General features: G+C 72.1%; 14 protein-coding genes. 8 read left to right on the top strand and 6 right to left on the bottom strand.

Features of this window, described 5'->3' with window-relative positions:
• Positions 1-93 precede the first annotated feature (93 nt).
• The 3 genes from ACLBYG_RS24200 to mobB form a co-directional block, all read right to left on the bottom strand.
• Positions 94-447 (bottom strand): avidin/streptavidin family protein, encoded by a 354-nt coding sequence (locus ACLBYG_RS24200; protein WP_447683161.1) that lies wholly within the window; start codon positions 445-447, stop codon positions 94-96.
• A 138-nt stretch (positions 448-585) separates the two neighbouring features.
• Positions 586-1,842: a molybdopterin molybdotransferase MoeA gene (locus ACLBYG_RS24195; RefSeq protein WP_447683160.1), complete on the bottom strand. Its 1,257-nt coding sequence runs from the start codon at positions 1,840-1,842 to the stop codon at positions 586-588.
• A gap of 4 nt (positions 1,843-1,846) precedes the next feature.
• Positions 1,847-2,365 (bottom strand): molybdopterin-guanine dinucleotide biosynthesis protein B, encoded by a 519-nt coding sequence (gene mobB / locus ACLBYG_RS24190; protein ID WP_042675035.1) that lies wholly within the window; start codon positions 2,363-2,365, stop codon positions 1,847-1,849.
• Positions 2,366-2,615: 250 nt separating this feature from the next.
• Here mobB and ACLBYG_RS24185 point away from each other — a divergent pair, with 250 nt between their 5' ends.
• The 3 genes from ACLBYG_RS24185 to fdhF all read left to right on the top strand — a co-directional run bounded on the left by ACLBYG_RS24185 (position 2,616) and on the right by fdhF (position 7,736).
• The gene (locus tag ACLBYG_RS24185; protein ID WP_056530459.1) at positions 2,616-2,930 is read left to right on the top strand and encodes a hypothetical protein; all 315 of its coding nucleotides are present in this window, start codon (positions 2,616-2,618) and stop codon (positions 2,928-2,930) included.
• 62 nt (positions 2,931-2,992) lie between these two features.
• Positions 2,993-4,711: an NAD(P)H-dependent oxidoreductase subunit E gene (locus ACLBYG_RS24180; protein ID WP_447683159.1), complete on the top strand. Its 1,719-nt coding sequence runs from the start codon at positions 2,993-2,995 to the stop codon at positions 4,709-4,711.
• Positions 4,712-4,766: 55 nt separating this feature from the next.
• Complete coding sequence (fdhF, locus tag ACLBYG_RS24175) at positions 4,767-7,736, top strand: formate dehydrogenase subunit alpha (RefSeq protein ID WP_447683158.1); 2,970 nt, start codon at positions 4,767-4,769, stop codon at positions 7,734-7,736.
• 401 nt (positions 7,737-8,137) lie between these two features.
• Here fdhF and ACLBYG_RS24170 read toward each other — a convergent pair whose 3' ends face one another.
• The 3 genes from ACLBYG_RS24170 to ACLBYG_RS24160 form a co-directional block, all read right to left on the bottom strand.
• Positions 8,138-8,467, bottom strand: coding sequence for a winged helix-turn-helix domain-containing protein (locus ACLBYG_RS24170; RefSeq protein ID WP_024827492.1), 330 nt, complete (start codon positions 8,465-8,467; stop codon positions 8,138-8,140).
• Between the two features lie 164 nt (positions 8,468-8,631).
• Positions 8,632-10,611 carry a molybdopterin biosynthesis protein gene (locus tag ACLBYG_RS24165; protein ID WP_447683157.1) on the bottom strand — a complete coding sequence of 660 codons (1,980 nt, stop codon included), beginning with the start codon at positions 10,609-10,611 and terminating at the stop codon, positions 8,632-8,634.
• Positions 10,608-11,699 (bottom strand): molybdopterin-binding protein, encoded by a 1,092-nt coding sequence (locus ACLBYG_RS24160; protein ID WP_447683165.1) that lies wholly within the window; start codon positions 11,697-11,699, stop codon positions 10,608-10,610. Before ACLBYG_RS24160 ends, ACLBYG_RS24165 begins: the two co-directional genes overlap by 4 nt.
• 224 nt (positions 11,700-11,923) lie before the next feature.
• Here ACLBYG_RS24160 and ACLBYG_RS24155 point away from each other — a divergent pair, with 224 nt between their 5' ends.
• The 5 genes from ACLBYG_RS24155 to ACLBYG_RS24135 all read left to right on the top strand — a co-directional run bounded on the left by ACLBYG_RS24155 (position 11,924) and on the right by ACLBYG_RS24135 (position 15,579).
• Complete coding sequence (locus ACLBYG_RS24155; RefSeq protein WP_447683156.1) at positions 11,924-12,619, top strand: ABC transporter permease; 696 nt, start codon at positions 11,924-11,926, stop codon at positions 12,617-12,619.
• The gene (locus ACLBYG_RS24150) at positions 12,616-13,326 is read left to right on the top strand and encodes an ATP-binding cassette domain-containing protein (RefSeq protein ID WP_447683155.1); all 711 of its coding nucleotides are present in this window, start codon (positions 12,616-12,618) and stop codon (positions 13,324-13,326) included. Before ACLBYG_RS24155 ends, ACLBYG_RS24150 begins: the two co-directional genes overlap by 4 nt.
• A complete protein-coding gene (locus tag ACLBYG_RS24145; protein WP_447683154.1) occupies positions 13,299-14,144 on the top strand; it encodes a substrate-binding domain-containing protein in 846 nt (281 codons plus the stop codon). Before ACLBYG_RS24150 ends, ACLBYG_RS24145 begins: the two co-directional genes overlap by 28 nt.
• A 353-nt stretch (positions 14,145-14,497) precedes the next feature.
• The gene (locus tag ACLBYG_RS24140; RefSeq protein ID WP_447683164.1) at positions 14,498-15,163 is read left to right on the top strand and encodes a 5-formyltetrahydrofolate cyclo-ligase; all 666 of its coding nucleotides are present in this window, start codon (positions 14,498-14,500) and stop codon (positions 15,161-15,163) included.
• Between the two features lie 206 nt (positions 15,164-15,369).
• Positions 15,370-15,579, top strand: coding sequence for a cold-shock protein (locus ACLBYG_RS24135; RefSeq protein ID WP_020094851.1), 210 nt, complete (start codon positions 15,370-15,372; stop codon positions 15,577-15,579).
• Positions 15,580-15,589 lie beyond the last annotated feature (10 nt).

Here is a 15,589-nt window from a genome sequence, read left to right as displayed (position 1 = left end):
AGCCGTCGCCGATCACGCATGCGCCGACCGCTCCTCGCGCCACGGTCGCCCCCGTTCCTCGGGACCCCATCGAGGAGGGACGCGGCCCTGGCTTCACGAACAGGCGTTCTCGACCTTCGAGAAGATGGTCGTCTCGAGCGCGACGTGATCGGCCGCGGCCTTCGGCTGCGAGGACCGTTCGACGGCGTGGAAGACCGCGTGGATCGCCTCGGCCGTCTTCTCGTCGGTCCGGACGAGGCGCCCGGTCCAGGCCGTGATCTCCTGGGGCGACGATGTGCTGGTCACGAAGCCGATGATGTCGCCCTCGGCCGTGCCGACGAGGATGCGGCTTCGATGCGTCTGCGCGTAGCCGGGATCGGCGGCGGTGTAGGTCCCGGAGACCGCCTCGCCCATCTGGAGGAGGCGGAGTTCCGCGCCGGCTTGGCTCCGCCAGACACCATCGAACATCGTTGCTCAAGCCCGCCGATCGAGCGGCCGCTCGCACGGCCCATCACAAGCGATATAGCAGATTTGATATAACGGATGCGCGAGCCCGGCAATGCTGGGGCGCGGTCCGCGTCGCGTGAGGCGCTGAGCGCGGCCCCGCTACCAGAGGGCCCCGTGCGGGTGGAACCGCACGGCGTCGCCCGGCACGACCTCGGTCCGGTCATCCTCCAGCTCCACGAGGCCGTCGGATTCGGTGAGCGATGACAGCATGCCCGCGCCGTCGCGCTGGAACTTCCGGGCCTCCCAGGCGCCGTCGGCGTCCCGGGCGAGGCTGACCCGGACGAACTCCCTGCGGCCCGCGCGCTTCCGATAGGGAAAGGCCGCCCTGACGGTGAATCCGCGCGACGGCGCGTAGGCCTCGCCGGCGAGCCGGGCGAGGAGCGGCCGCACCACGAACAGCAGGGTGACGTAGACAGCCACCGGGTTGCCCGGCAGGCCCAGGAACGGCTTGCCGTCGATCATGCCCATCGCGACCGGCCGTCCCGGTTTGATCCCCAGCCGCCAGAACACGAGGCGCCCGATGCTCTCGACGGCGGTCTTCACGTGATCCTCGTCGCCGGTCGACACGCCGCCCGAAGTCAGGATCACGTCGTGCTCGGCGGCCGCCGCCGAGAGCCTGGCCGCGAGGGCCGCCGGGTCGTCGCGGATGACGCCGAGGTCGCGCGCCGCGACGCCCATCCGCCGGAGAAGAGCGAGCAGCAGGACGCGGTTCGAATCGTAGATCGCGCCCGGCCCCAGGGGCGACCCGGGCTCGACGAGTTCGTTGCCCGTCGAGAACACGCCGACCCGCAGGGTGCGGCGGACCTTCAGCGTGCGCAGGCCGACCGCGGTCGCCAGGGCCAGGTCCTGCGGCCGGAGACGCCGGCCGGCCGCGATGATCGTCGAGCCCTTCGCCGCGTCCTCGCCGGCGTCGCGGCTGTTGGCGCCCCGCTTCAGCCCGAGCGGCAGGGACACCCGGCCGTCGGGCAGGACCTGGACGTCCTCCTGCATGAAGACGGTGTCGGCCCCCGCCGGCATCGGGGCCCCGGTGAAGATCCGGGCGGCCGAGCCCGCCACCGACACGCCTTCGGGGGAGGCGCCGGCCGCGACGACCGCGCCGACCGGCAGGATCGTCGCATCGGAGGTGCGCAGGTCCGCGAAACGGACCGCGTAGCCGTCGACGGCCGAGTTGGGGAACGGCGGGACGTCGATGGGCGCGACGCAATCCTCGGCCAGGACGCGCCCGTCGGCGTCCGGGACGGGAACGTCCTCGGTGCCGACGATCGCTGCGAGCCGCTCGCCGAACAGCGCGTGCGCGTCCTCGATGGTCATCAGAGGGCCGCCGAACGCGAAGCAGTCGTCGCTGAGCTGGGCCATCCGGCTAGAGCCTCCCGAGGACGTCTTCGAAGGGAACGGCCACGTCGAGCATCAGCCCCGTCACCGCCGCCGCGTCGTTCAGATCTACGACGGGAATGCCCGATGCCGGAAACGCGACGTCGCTCGCGATGCCCACGATGGTGGTGTCCAGCGGATGGAGGGGTGGGCGGCCGTTCTCGGCCCGATGGACCTCGATCTTGGGGATGGGCTCCCGCTTGTACCCTTCCACGACGACGAGGTCGCACGGGCTGATCCGCCGCAAGAGCTGGCCGAGGCTCGCCTCCTGCTCGTCGCGCAGCTCGTGGACCTGGGCCCAGCGGCGGCCCGACGAGATCAGAACCTCGCTCGCGCCCGCCCTGCGGTGCTCGTAGGAATCCTTCCCGGGCCAGTCCGTGTCGAAGTCGTGATGGGCGTGCTTGATGGTCGCCACCCGCACCCCGCGGGCGACGAGCAGGGGGATGGCCCGGACCAGCAGGCTGGTCTTGCCGGCCCCGCTCCACCCGGCGAGTCCGATTACGCGCATGCCGGACACCGCTGACAGCCCCTCTCGTGCCGTTCCCACTGCCCCGCGCGAGGGCTCAGGGCAAGCGTCGGCCGCGCCGCCGGGACGCGTGACCCCGGCGTCACGCAAATTGAAACGACTTCAAAAACGATATAACACCTCCGCTATAACGGCTGCCATTTGGTATGCCACGAGCGAGCGCCACGCCAACGGACCCGAACGGGCACGCCATGCACGACTTCAACCGTCCCTCGATCGCGCAGGTCTGAGCATGGGCGACGCATCCTCCGCGGCGGACTGGGCCGCCATCGTGACGGACGCCTACTGCGCCGACGCGAAGCCGCCGCTCACGCAGGAGCTCGCCGGCCGAGTCCGCGACGCGCTCGCCCAGGCGGCCGCGTCGCCGGCCGGAGACGCGCCGGGCTCCCTGATGGACCGCCTGAACGACGCCCTCGACGCGTTCGAGACCGAGCTGCGCTCCGTCGTCGGACCCAGGGTCACGTCCCTGGACGAGGCGACGGGCGCGGCCACGATGAAGCCGCGGTCCGAGGCCGGCCAGCCGCTCCGGGCCTTCGGCGGCCAGTAGCCTCCGACCGGACCTCAGGACACCGCGACCACCCGTCCCAGCAGTTGGAAATCAGATACCGCATGAGTGAGGCACCGGGGACAGTCAGGACTTTCTCGCATCCCGGCCGGGGGCGGAACAAGGCGCGCAGCGTCCCCAAGGGGCGCCAGGTCGAGCCGCGGGCGAAGGTCGAGATCGAGGCGCTTCTCGGCTGCCGCTCGCGCCAGCGCGACCTGCTCATCGAGCACCTGCACCTGATCCAGGACACCTACGGCCAGATCAGCGCCGAGCACCTGGCGGCGCTCGCCGACGAGATGGCCCTGGCCTTCGCCGAGGTGTTCGAGACCGCGACCTTCTACGCGCATTTCGACGTCGTGAAGGAGGGTGACGCCTCGATCCCGCGGCTGACCGTCCGGGTCTGCGACAGCATCACCTGCGCGATGTTCGGCGCCGACGAGCTGCTGGAGACGCTCCAGCGGGAACTCGCCTCCGACGCCGTCCGCGTCGTGCGCGCGCCCTGCGTCGGCCTGTGCGACCACGCGCCCGCCGTCGAGGTCGGGCACAACTTCCTGCACAAGGCCGACCTCGCCTCCGTGCGGGCCGCGGTCGAGGCCGGCGACACGCACGCCCATATCCCGGACTACGTCGACTACGAGGCCTATCGGGCCGCCGGCGGGTACGCGACCCTCGACCGGCTCCGCAGCGGGGACCTTCCGGTCGACGACGTCCTGACGGTGCTCGACGACGGCGGCCTGCGCGGCCTCGGCGGCGCGGGCTTCCCCACGGGGCGCAAGTGGCGCTCGGTGCGCGGCGAGCCCGGGCCCCGGCTGATGGCGGTCAACGGGGACGAGGGCGAGCCCGGCACGTTCAAGGACCAGCTCTACCTCAACACCGACCCGCACCGCTTCCTCGAGGGCATGCTGATCGGCGCCCACGTCGTCGAGGCGCCGGAGGTCTACATCTACCTGCGCGACGAGTATCCCATCTCCCGCGAGATCCTGACGCGCGAGATCGCGAAGCTCCCCGCGGGCGGTCCGCGGATCCACCTGCGCCGCGGCGCCGGCGCCTACATCTGCGGCGAGGAATCCTCGCTGATCGAGTCCCTCGAAGGCAAGCGCGGGCTGCCGCGGCACAAGCCGCCGTTCCCGTTCCAGGTCGGCCTGTTCAACCGTCCGACGCTGATCAACAACATCGAGACGCTGTTCTGGGTCCGCGACCTGATCGAGCGGGGCGGCGACTGGTGGAAGAGCCACGGCCGCAACGACCGCGTCGGCCTGCGCTCCTACTCGGTCTCGGGGCGCGTGAAGGAGCCGGGGGTGAAGCTCGCCCCGTCCGGCCTCACCATCCAGGAATTGATCGACGAGTATTGCGGCGGCATGGCGGAGGGCCACACCTTCGCGGCCTACCTGCCGGGCGGCGCGTCGGGCGGCATCCTGCCGGCGTCGATGAACGACATCCCGCTCGATTTCGGGACGCTGGAGAAGTACGGCTGCTTCATCGGCTCCGCCGCGGTCGTGATCCTGTCGGACCGGGACGATGTGCGCGGCGCCGCGTTGAACCTGATGAAGTTCTTCGAGGACGAGAGCTGCGGGCAGTGCACCCCCTGCCGTTCGGGGACCCAGAAGGCCCGCATCCTGATGGAGCAGGGCGTCTGGGATACCGAGCTCTTGGGCGAATTGTCCCAGTGCATGCGGGACGCCTCGATCTGCGGCCTCGGCCAGGCCGCCTCGAACCCGCTCAGCAGCGTCATCAAGTACTTCCCGGACCTGTTCCCCGCCCCGCGCGCCGCGGCTGCCGAGTGAGGCAACCGATGGTACCGGCGAACCCTATCCCGATGTCCGAGCCAGGAGCGGCCGCATGAGCAACGCCCCCGAACAGCGCGGCGACAAGACCGAGAAGCCCGAGATCCGGGCCGACGGGCTGCAGGATGCGGGCGGCCCCGCGTCGGGCCCGAAGCCGGGGGCCGGCGGCTCCTACTCGGAAGGCGCGAAGGCGGGCGGCCAGGCGGCCCCGGAGCCGTCGGGCCTGCACGATCTCAAGGAGCGGCCGACCGCCCCCCCGACCATCGCGTTCGAGTTCGACGGCCAGCAGGTCGAGGCCGCCCCCGGCGAGACGATCTGGGCCGTCGCCAAGCGCCTCGGCACCCACATCCCGCACCTCTGCCACAAGCCCGAGCCGGGCTACCGCCCGGACGGCAATTGCCGCGCCTGCATGGTCGAGATCGAGGGCGAGCGCGTGCTGGCCGCCTCGTGCAAGCGCACGCCGGCCGTGGGCATGAAGGTCAAGTCCGCGACCGAGCGCGCCACCAAGGCCCGCGCCATGGTGCTCGAGCTGCTCGTGGCCGACCAGCCCGAGCGCGCGACCTCGCACGACCCGACCTCGCACTTCTGGGTGCAGGCCGACTTCCTCGACGTGTCCGAGAGCCGCTTCCCCGCGGCCGAGCGCTGGACCGGCGACTTCAGCCACCCGGCCATGAGCGTCAATCTCGACGCCTGCATCCAGTGCAACCTCTGCGTCCGCGCCTGCCGCGAGGTCCAGGTCAACGACGTGATCGGCATGGCCTACCGCTCGGCCGACGCGAAGGTGGTGTTCGACTTCGACGACCCGATGGGCGGATCGACCTGCGTGGCCTGCGGCGAGTGCGTCCAGGCCTGTCCGACCGGCGCGCTGATGCCGTCCGCCTACCTCGACGCCGAGCACAACACCCGGACGGTCTATCCCGACCGCGAGGTGACCTCGCTGTGCCCCTATTGCGGCGTCGGCTGCCAGGTCTCCTACAAGGTGAAGGACGAGAGGATCGTCTACGCCGAGGGCGTGAACGGCCCGGCCAACCACAACCGGCTCTGCGTGAAGGGCCGCTTCGGCTTCGACTACGTCCACCACCCCCACCGCCTGACGGCGCCGCTGATCCGCCTGGACAACGTCCCGAAAGACGCCAACGACCAGGTCGACCCGGCCAACCCGTGGACGCACTTCCGCGAGGCGACCTGGGAGGAGGCGCTCGACCGCGCCGCCGGCGGCCTCAAGACGGTCCGCGACACCCATGGCCGCAAGGCGCTCGCCGGGTTCGGCTCCGCGAAGGGCTCGAACGAGGAGGCCTACCTCTTCCAGAAGCTGGTGCGGCTCGGGTTCGGCTCGAACAACGTCGACCACTGCACCCGGCTGTGCCACGCCTCGTCGGTCGCCGCCCTCATGGAGGGGCTGAACTCGGGCGCCGTGTCGGCGCCGTTCTCGGCGGCGCTCGACGCCGAGGTCATCATCGTGATCGGCGCCAATCCGACCGTGAACCACCCGGTGGCGGCGACCTTCCTCAAGAACGCCGTGAAGCAGCGCGGCGCCAAGCTGATCGTCATGGATCCGCGTCGGCAGGTGCTGTCGCGGCACGCCTACAAGCACCTCGCGTTCAAGCCCGGCTCGGACGTCGCGATGCTCAACGCGATGCTCAACGTGATCATCGAGGAGCGGCTCTACGACGAGCAGTACATCGCCGGCTACACCGAGAACTTCGAGGCGCTCAAAGAGAAGATCGTCGAGTTCACGCCTGAGAAGATGGCCTCGGTCTGCGGCATCGACGCGGAGACGCTGCGCGAGGTCGCCCGGCTCTACGCCCGCGCCAAGTCCTCGATCATCTTCTGGGGCATGGGCATCAGCCAGCACGTCCACGGCACGGACAACTCGCGCTGCCTGATCGCGCTCGCCCTCGTCACGGGGCAGATCGGGCGCCCCGGCACCGGCCTGCATCCGCTGCGCGGCCAGAACAACGTCCAGGGCGCGTCCGACGCCGGCCTGATCCCGATGGTCTACCCGGACTATCAGTCGGTCGAGAAGGCCGCGGTGCGGGAGATGTTCGAGGAGTTCTGGGGGCAGAAGCTCGACCCGCAGAAGGGCCTCACCGTCGTCGAGATCATGCGGGCGATCCACGCCGGCGAGATCAAGGGCATGTTCGTCGAGGGCGAGAACCCCGCGATGTCCGACCCGGACCTGAACCACGCCCGGCACGCCCTGGCGATGCTCGATCACCTCGTCGTGCAGGACCTGTTCCTGACGGAGACCGCCTTCCACGCCGACGTGGTGCTGCCGGCCTCCGCCTTCGCCGAGAAGGCCGGCACCTTCACCAACACCGACCGTCGCGTGCAGATCTCGCAGCCGGTGGTGTCCCCGCCGGGCGACGCGCGGCAGGATTGGTGGATCATCCAGGAACTGGGGAAGCGCCTCGGCCTGCCCTGGAACTACGGCGGCCCGGCCGACATCTTCCGCGAGATGGCCATGGTGATGCCGTCGTTCAACAACATCACCTGGGAGCGCCTGGAGCGCGAGGGCGCCGTGACCTACCCGGTCGACGCGCCCGACCAGCCCGGCAACGAGATCATCTTCTACGCCGGCTTCCCCACGGAGAGCGGGCGCGCGAAGATCGTCCCGGCCGCCGTGGTGCCCCCGGACGAGCTGCCGGACGAGGACTACCCGATGGTCCTGTCGACCGGCCGCGTGCTGGAACACTGGCACACCGGATCGATGACCCGGCGCGCCGGCGTCCTCGACGCGCTGGAGCCCGAGGCGGTCGCCTTCATGGCCCCGAAGGAGCTCTACCGGCTCGGGCTGGAGCCCGGCGACACGATGAAGCTGGAGACGCGCCGCGGCGCCGTCCACCTGAAGGTGCGCTCCGACCGCGACGTGCCGGTCGGCATGATCTTCATGCCGTTCTGCTACGCCGAGGCCGCGGCCAACCTGCTGACGAACCCGGCGCTCGACCCGATGGGCAAGATCCCGGAGTTCAAGTTCTGCGCGGCCCGGGCCTCCGCCGTCCACACGGCGATGGCCGCCGAGTAGGCGGCGTGACCTCCGGCGGCGCGCCCAGGCGTGCCGCCGGCCCCTGGCGGCGGACATCGGGCTCGCGGGCTGATACTGTTTCCAATTGATCAGCCCGGTGCCGTCTTTGCGAGCGCAGCGAAGCAATCCAGTCGGCGCCCCGCTGACCGATGTCGCGCAGCCCTGGGTCGCTTCGCCGCGCTCGCGATGACGCAGCGGGCTGATACCGTTTCCGGTTGATCGGCCCAGTGCCGTCCTTGCGAGCGCAGCGAAGCAATCCAGTCGGCGCCCCGCTGACAGATGTCGCGCGGCCCTGGGTCGCTTCGCTGCGCTCGCGATGACGGAGCGGGTTGCACAGACCGAAGCCGAGGCCCGACCTCGAGAGACCGCTCCCGACGGACGCGCGCCTCCGCGCGTCGCTCCTACGAATCAACCTTCATCAGCGAGGCGAGAAGGTCGAGCTCGCCCGCCACGGCCTCCGAGGCGAGCCGCTCCATGCGCAGGTAGCTGTCGAGGATGGCGTCGCCCGTGCCGGTCAGGACCGCCCCGCCGCCCCGGCGGCCGCCCTTGCTCGCGGAGACGAGCGGCTCCTGGAACGCCTTGTTCAACGTGTCGATGAGGTACCAGGCTCGCTTGTAGCTCATGCCCATCCGGCGCCCCGCGGCGGCGATGGAGCCGGTGTCGCGGATGCCGCTCAGGAGGGCGGCCTTGCCCGGTCCCAGCAGGGTGTCCGAGCCGAGCTCGATCCGCAAACTGATGCTCGTGTCCTCGCCCAACGCACACCGCCGCTTCGCTGGAGGCCCCAGCGCCTCGCAGGCGTCCCTACGCCAAACGGCCCCGTCGATCATCCCGGCGGGCGACAGGATCGTCCGTCCCGTTCCGTCGAGGCCAGCCAACGGTGCGCGCGTCACGCGGCTCACGCGGCGGGCGTGAAGCCCAGAGCGCGCAGCGCGGCGGCCGTCCCGGGCTCGCCCAGAAGGCTCAGGAACGCCGCGAGCGCCGGCATCTCCCGCGCGTCCGCGCGATACGCGAGGTCGTAGGCCTCCTCCGTCAGCGGGCGGAAGCCCAGCCCGTAGGCATCCGCGACGCTCGCGATGGCCACGCCCCAGTCCGCCCTGCCCTGCGAGACCGCCGCGGCGACGGCGTTGTGCGAGCGCGGCTGGTTCCAGAACCCCGCCGGCCGGGCACCGTTCAGCAGCCCGTCCACGAGCAGGCGCGTGCCCGATCCGGCGTTGCGGTTGACCATCACGGCGTCGGGGTCGGCGAGCGCCGCGGCGACCGCGTCCGCGGCGTCGCGCCCTTCGAACCGGGCGTCGCCGCGGCGAAACACGACGCCCTGGAGGCGGCGCCACCCGGGCGCGTGGGACAGGCCCTCGGTGAGGAACGGGGCATTGTACCGGCCCGTCTCGGGATCGAAGAGGTGCATGGCGGCGACATCGCACTCGCCGCGCCGCAGGGCGGCGAGGCCGCCGGCCGACCCGACCCAGATGGTGCGTGCGCGGTACCCTCGCTCGCCGAGCAGGCCGACCACCCGGTCCAGGCCGATGCAGTGGCTGCCGACGATCGTCAGGTCCGGCGCCCGCACGCCGGCGCCCAGGCGGACCACGGCGACGCCCTCCCCCGCCTCGACGCCGGCGCGCGCGGCCGGAACCGCGAAGAAGCCGTCCGCCTGCGAGAAGGCGGTGACCGAACCCGAGCCCTTCGGCAGCGGCAGGGCGATCGTCCCCTCGGGACCGTGGGCGAGCGAGGTCATCACGAACTCGGTGCGGCCGAGTTCGGAGGGCACCCGCTGGGACACCCGCGCCGCGATCGTCTCGTCCTCGCGCGGCGGCAGCCCGGCGAGCGCCCGCACGTACGGCACGACGAAGTCGTGGAAGGTGAACATCGCGGAGGTGGGGAACCCCGGCAGGACGATGACCGGCTTTCCCTGCGCCACCGCCACGCAGAGCGGCTTCCCGGGCTTCAGGGCCACGCCGTGGAACAGGATTCCCGGCTCGCCGAGGCGGGACAGCACCCGATGCGAGACGTCGCCGGCGCCTTTCGACGTGCCGCCCGAGAGCACGACGAGGTCGCTGTCCCGGAGGGCGGACCGGAGGGCGGCCTCGAGGACGGAAGCCTCGTCGCGCACGATCCCGAGCCGGACCGGCTCCCCGCCGTTCTCGGTCACCGCGGCCGCGATGATCGCGCCGTTCGAATCGTAGATCGCGCCCTCGGGCAAGGGCTCGCCCGGTGCGACCAGCTCGTCCCCCGTGGACAGGATTGCGACCCGCGGGCGTCCGGTGACATCGACGGCCGCGAGGCCGCACGCCGCCAGCATGCCGATCTCGCGGGCGGTGATCCGCGTTCCCGCGCGCAGCACCGTCTCGCCGCGGGCCATGTCGGCCCCGGCATAGCCCACGAACTGCGCCGGCCGCACCGCGGTCAGGACATCGACGGTGAGGCTCCGGGCGTCGAACTCCGTGTGCTCGACCATCACCACGGCGTCGGCGCCGCGGGGGATCACGCCGCCGGTGGCGATCGGCGTCGCCGTTCCCGGCTGGACGACGACGGTCGGCGCGACGCCGCAGGCGAGGATCTCGCGGTTCAGCGTGAGACGCCGCGGGCTCGCCGGCCCGGCGCCTTCCGTGTCGGTCGCGCGCAGGGCGAAACCGTCGACCAGGGACCGGTCGAAGGGCGGGACGTCCATGGGCGAGGCGACGTCGCGGGCCAGAACGCGCCCGAGCGCGTCGTCCAACGACACCGTCTCGGACGGCAGGCGCGCGTGCGGGACCGCCGCCCGGAACCGCGCGAGCGCGTCGTCCCGGCTCATCACCCGGAGAAACTGCTCCTGGCTCGAGGCCGCGGCGAGGCGCGCGACGAAATCCGCCGCCCCGTCACGGTCCGCGTCGGCGCTCACAGGGCCCAAACCTCTACCTCCTCGCCGGCCCGGAAGCCTTCGCTCTCCGGCTCGACCACGACGATGCCGTCCGCCTGCACCAACCGACCGAGCGGAAGGCCGGCTCCGCCCAGCGGCTCCACGCCGTCCGACCCGCTCCGGACGAAGACGACCTCGGACAGACCGATCGACGAGACGATCTTCCGGAGGAGGACGTGCCTCAGAGGCGAGCGCTCCCGCGCGCCGGCGAGCCGCGCGATGAGCGGACGGCCGAGGGCCAGGAACGCGGCGAGCGCCGCCTCGGGAGGCCCGGGCACCAGAAGGACCGGCCTGCCGGCCGCGGAGCCGACCGCGGTGGTCTCCCCGGGCCGCAGGGCGATGCCGTGCGCGCGGACGTCTCCGGCGCGGGCGAGGGCCGCCGCGCTGTGGTCCGAGCGGCCGAAACCGCTGCCCCCGACCACCAGCACCGCGTCCGCCGTGCCGCCGCGGATCGCCTCGGCGATCTCCTCGACTCCCCGGGCGCGAACCGCCTCGGTCGCCCCGCCCGCCCGCGCGATCAGACGCCCGAGCAGGGGCGACACGGTATCGAGGCTGGACGTCCCGGCGGTGACGACGCGCAAGCGCGGCTGACGGACGTCGACCGCCTCCAGGCCGGCCGCCTCCAAGACGAGCAGGTGGAGTGGCTCGATCCGGGTGCCGGCCTCGATCAGCCGCGCGTTGGCGGCGACGTCGTCTCCCGCCCCGCGCACGCCCTCCCGCGGGGCGATGTCCGCGACGACCATGCCGTCCGCGAATCCCTCCGGGGGCAGGACGGCATCGGTGCCCGACGGCAGCGGCTGTCCCGCCTCGACCCAGGGCGGCGGTCGCGCCGGGAAGATCGGCGCGTAGGCCGACGCGCCGCCCACCGCGGCGGCCGCGACCGCGAAGCCGTCCCGCATCGCCGTCGGGCCCGCGGGCACGGCGGCGTGCGCGACGACCGCTCGCGCGGCGACGCGTCCGAGCGCCGCTGCGAGCGGGACGGTCGCGGGTTCGACGGGAGCCGCCGCGCCGCTGAGCAGGATCGCCGCCTCCCGAAGCGGGATCAGCGCCGAGGACGCATTCCGGATCATCGTGGCGGCGATGCGCCATCCGGGTTCGATGATCAAGGGCCGGCGCGGCGGCCGACCCGCCGACACGACAACGGTCGCCCCGGGCGATATGCTCACCGCCTACCCGCACGCGCTCCCCTGACAGGCATGACAGGTCCATTCCGCCGAACCTGCGTCACGAGGTCGGCCTCGACGGCTGATCTCGCCATCCGCCTCGTCCGATTCCCGAGGACCGGCCCGGGGGCATGATGCAGACGCTCCAGGACATCCTCTCCCGCCTGTTCAGCCTGGATCGGGACGTGCTGGCGATCGCGTGGCTGTCGCTGCGTGTCAGCCTCACCGCCGTCGGCATCGGTCTCGTGCTCGGTATACCCCTGGGTGCGTTCCTGGCCGTCGCCCGCTTCCCCGGACGCGGCGCCGCGGTCGGCCTGCTCAACGCCTTCATGGGGCTGCCGCCGGTGCTCGTCGGCCTCGCGCTCTACCTCGTCCTGTCCCGCTCCGGTCCGCTCGGACCGCTCGGCCTGCTGTTCACCCCCGCCGCGATGATCGCCGCGCAGGCGACGCTCGCGACCCCGCTCGTCGCCGCCCTGACGCAGCAGGTCGTCGCCGACGCCCGGGTGCATCTCGGGGAGCAGCTGCGCTCCCTCGGGCTCTCGGCGCCGCGTCAGGCCGGGGCGATGATCTACGACGTGCGCTTCTCCCTCGTGACCGCGGCGCTCGCCGCGTTCGGCCGGGCGATCTCCGAGATCGGAGCGGTCCTCGTCGTCGGCGGGAACATCGACGGGTATACCCGCACGATGACGACGGCGATCTCGCTGGAGACCCAGAAGGGCGATCTCAGCCTCGCCCTGGCGCTCGGCCTCGTGCTGATCGGCCTCGTCCTGGTGGTGAACGTCGCCGTGGCCCTGCTCCGCCGGCACGCCGCGCGGGTGTACGGATGAGCGCGACACCGGCCATCCGCCTCGAGGACGTGACCCTGGTCCTCGACGGTCGGACGGTGCTCGACCGTCTCTGCCTGGAGGTCGCTGCGGGCAGCGTCACGGCCGTCATCGGCCCGAACGGGGCGGGCAAGAGCGTCACCCTGAGGGTCGTCGACGGGCTCCTGCGGCCCGTCGGCGGTACGGTGCAGGTCGGCCCGCACCGGCGGGCCTTCGTGTTCCAGCGGCCGGCGCTGATCCGCGCGACCGCGGCCGCGAACGTCGCGCTGGCTCTCGGAGACCTGCCCCGTCCTGCGCGGGCCGCGCGGGTGGAGGAGGCGCTCGCCCGCGTCCGCCTCTCCGAGCGCGCCCGCGATCCGGCGACGCGGCTCTCCGGCGGCGAGCAGCAGCGGCTGGCGCTGGCCCGTGCCTGGGCGGTCGGCCCCGGCCTGCTCCTCCTCGACGAGCCGACCGCGAACCTCGACCCGGCCTCGACCGAGATCGTCGAGGGATTGGTGTCCGCGATGGCGCGGGCGGGCACCACGGTCGTGCTCGTCTCACACAATCTCGGGCAGGTGGCGCGCCTCGCCGACGCGGTGATCGTGCTGGCCTCGGGCCGCGCCGTCGAGCATGGTCCCGCCCGACAGATCCTGTTCTCGCCCCGGACGTCCGAGGCGCGGGCCTACCTCGCTGGGGAATTGCCGTGGACGCCTTTCGTCGCCGCCTCCTGACCCTGGGACTGGCCGCGCTCCTGAGCGCGGCTGCTCTCCTGTCGCCGGCCGAGGCCGAACCGACCTCGATCGTCGTCGCCTCGACGACCTCGACCGAGCAATCCGGCCTGTTCAAGCACATCCTCCCGCTCTTCCGGGACACGTCCGGGATCGACGTGAAGGTCGTCGCCCTGGGCACGGGACAGGCGCTCGACGCGGCGCGCCGCGGCGATGCCGACGTGGTCCTGGTCCACGACCGTCCGGCCGAGGACAAGTTCCTCGCCGAGGGCTTCGCGAAGCGGCGGTACGACGTGATGTACAACGATTTCGTGCTGATCGGCCCGGCCTCCGATCCGGCCGGCGTGCGCGGCCTGGGCGTGCGCGAGGCCTTCGCCAAGCTCGCGGCCAGCAAGGCGGCGTTCGTGTCGCGCGGGGACCGCTCGGGCACTCACAGCGCCGAGTTGCGCAGCTGGAAGGAGGCGGGCGTCGACCTCGCGGCCGTGCGCGGCCCCTGGTACCGGGATGTCGGCCAGGGCATGGGCCCCGCGCTCAACACGGCCTCGGCCCTCGGCGCCTACATCCTCGCCGACCGGGGGACCTGGCTCGCGTTCAAGAACCGCGCCGACCTGGTCATCCTGGTCCAGGGGGACCGGAGCCTGTTCAACCCCTACGGCGCGATGCTGGTGGATCCCGACAGGCACCCCGGCGTGAAGGCGAAGCAGGGACAGGCCTTCATCGACTGGCTCGTCTCACCGGAGGGGCAGCAGGCGATCGCGGGCTACAAGGTCGGCGGCGAGCAGCTATTCTTCCCGAGCGCCGGCGCGCCCGTGACGCGCTGAACCCGGGATCCCCGGGTCGAAGCGCCGGATCGCCGTCGACGCGCACGCCTGCCCGTCCCGGGCATCCGCGAGGGTGGGCGGCGGATCTCGCCGGCATTCGCCATCGTGCGGCTCGGAGACCGGCCAGGGACGATGGTCGGCCGGGTCGGGGCGGCGTGGGACGTCGCGATCCGCTTCACCGAACCGGAGGTGCCGAGCGCGCGTTTGGCCGAGGTCACCCAGGACTGTGCGGGTCCACCGTCGCGAGGGAGATCATCGTGGTCGGGCATTCAACCGAGCGGCCTGAGACGCCCCCGGAACCCGCGGCGCCCGAACACTCCGCGTTCGGCGCGTACAGCTCTCCACCCTGCTTCATGCACGAGCTCGGCCCCGACTTCGTCGGCCCGGCGGCGAAGCCTCGGCCTTCCGAACCCTGCGGTCCTGAGAGCGCCGCATCCGACTGGCCGAGCGTGCGGCAATGGCGAAAGGAGACCCGCGCCGCGCTCATCGCGCGGCGGGTCGGCATCTCCGCCCAGGACCGCGCCGCCCGGAGCGAGCGGATCGAGCAGGGTCTCCGAGCCGCTCTACCTTCGCCATCGGGCCTATCGATCGGTCTCTACTGGCCCTTCAGGGGCGAGTTCGACGCCAGATCCCTCCTGACGGAGCTGCGCGGAAGCGGGGCGCGACTGGCGCTTCCGGTCGTCGTCGAGAAGGCGCGCCCGCTCCAGTTCCGGGTCTGGTCGCCGGGCGAGCGCATGATCCGCGGCGTCTGGAACATACCCGTTCCCGCAGAGGGCGAGATTGTCGACCCGGACGTCCTGGTCGCGCCGCTCGTCGGCTTCGATCAGGCAGGGTACCGCCTGGGATACGGCGGCGGCTTCTATGACCGGACCATCGCGTCCAGATCGACGAAGCCGCGGGTCATCGGCGTCGGCTTCGAGCTCGCGCGGCTCGCGACGATCCACCCGCAGGCGCACGACGTCCCCATGGACATCATCGTGACGGAAGGTGGCGTCTGGCCCCGCACAGAGCGACCCTGATCGCGCCGCGGAGCGGGCCGGTGTCCGCGCTGGCCGGCTCGGCGGGGCCTGGCCCAGGACCGTTCGGCCTGAGGTCGGCGGATGAGGGCGCGGGGGTCTCAACCGAGGCTCCTGATCGGGGGGCCCTTGGAACAGGCGGCCGCGGCGGCTCGTTCAGGCGTCACGGCCCGCCACGTTGGCGAGCCGGTGACGACCAGGATACAGCCATGGCTACAGGCACCGTGAAGTGGTTCAACGAGACCAAGGGCTACGGTTTCATCCAGCCCGACGATGGCGGCAAGGACGTGTTCGTTCACATCTCGGCCGTCGAGCGTGCGGGCCTTCGCTCCCTCAACGAGGGTCAGAAGATCTCCTATGACGTCGAGGCGGACCGCCGCAGCGGCAAGGAGAGCGCCGCCAACCTGAAGGCTGGCTGAGCACCGCGCG

This window comes from Methylobacterium sp. D53M, from assembly GCF_053345625.1.
This window is presented reverse-complemented; position numbering and strand designations above follow the sequence as displayed.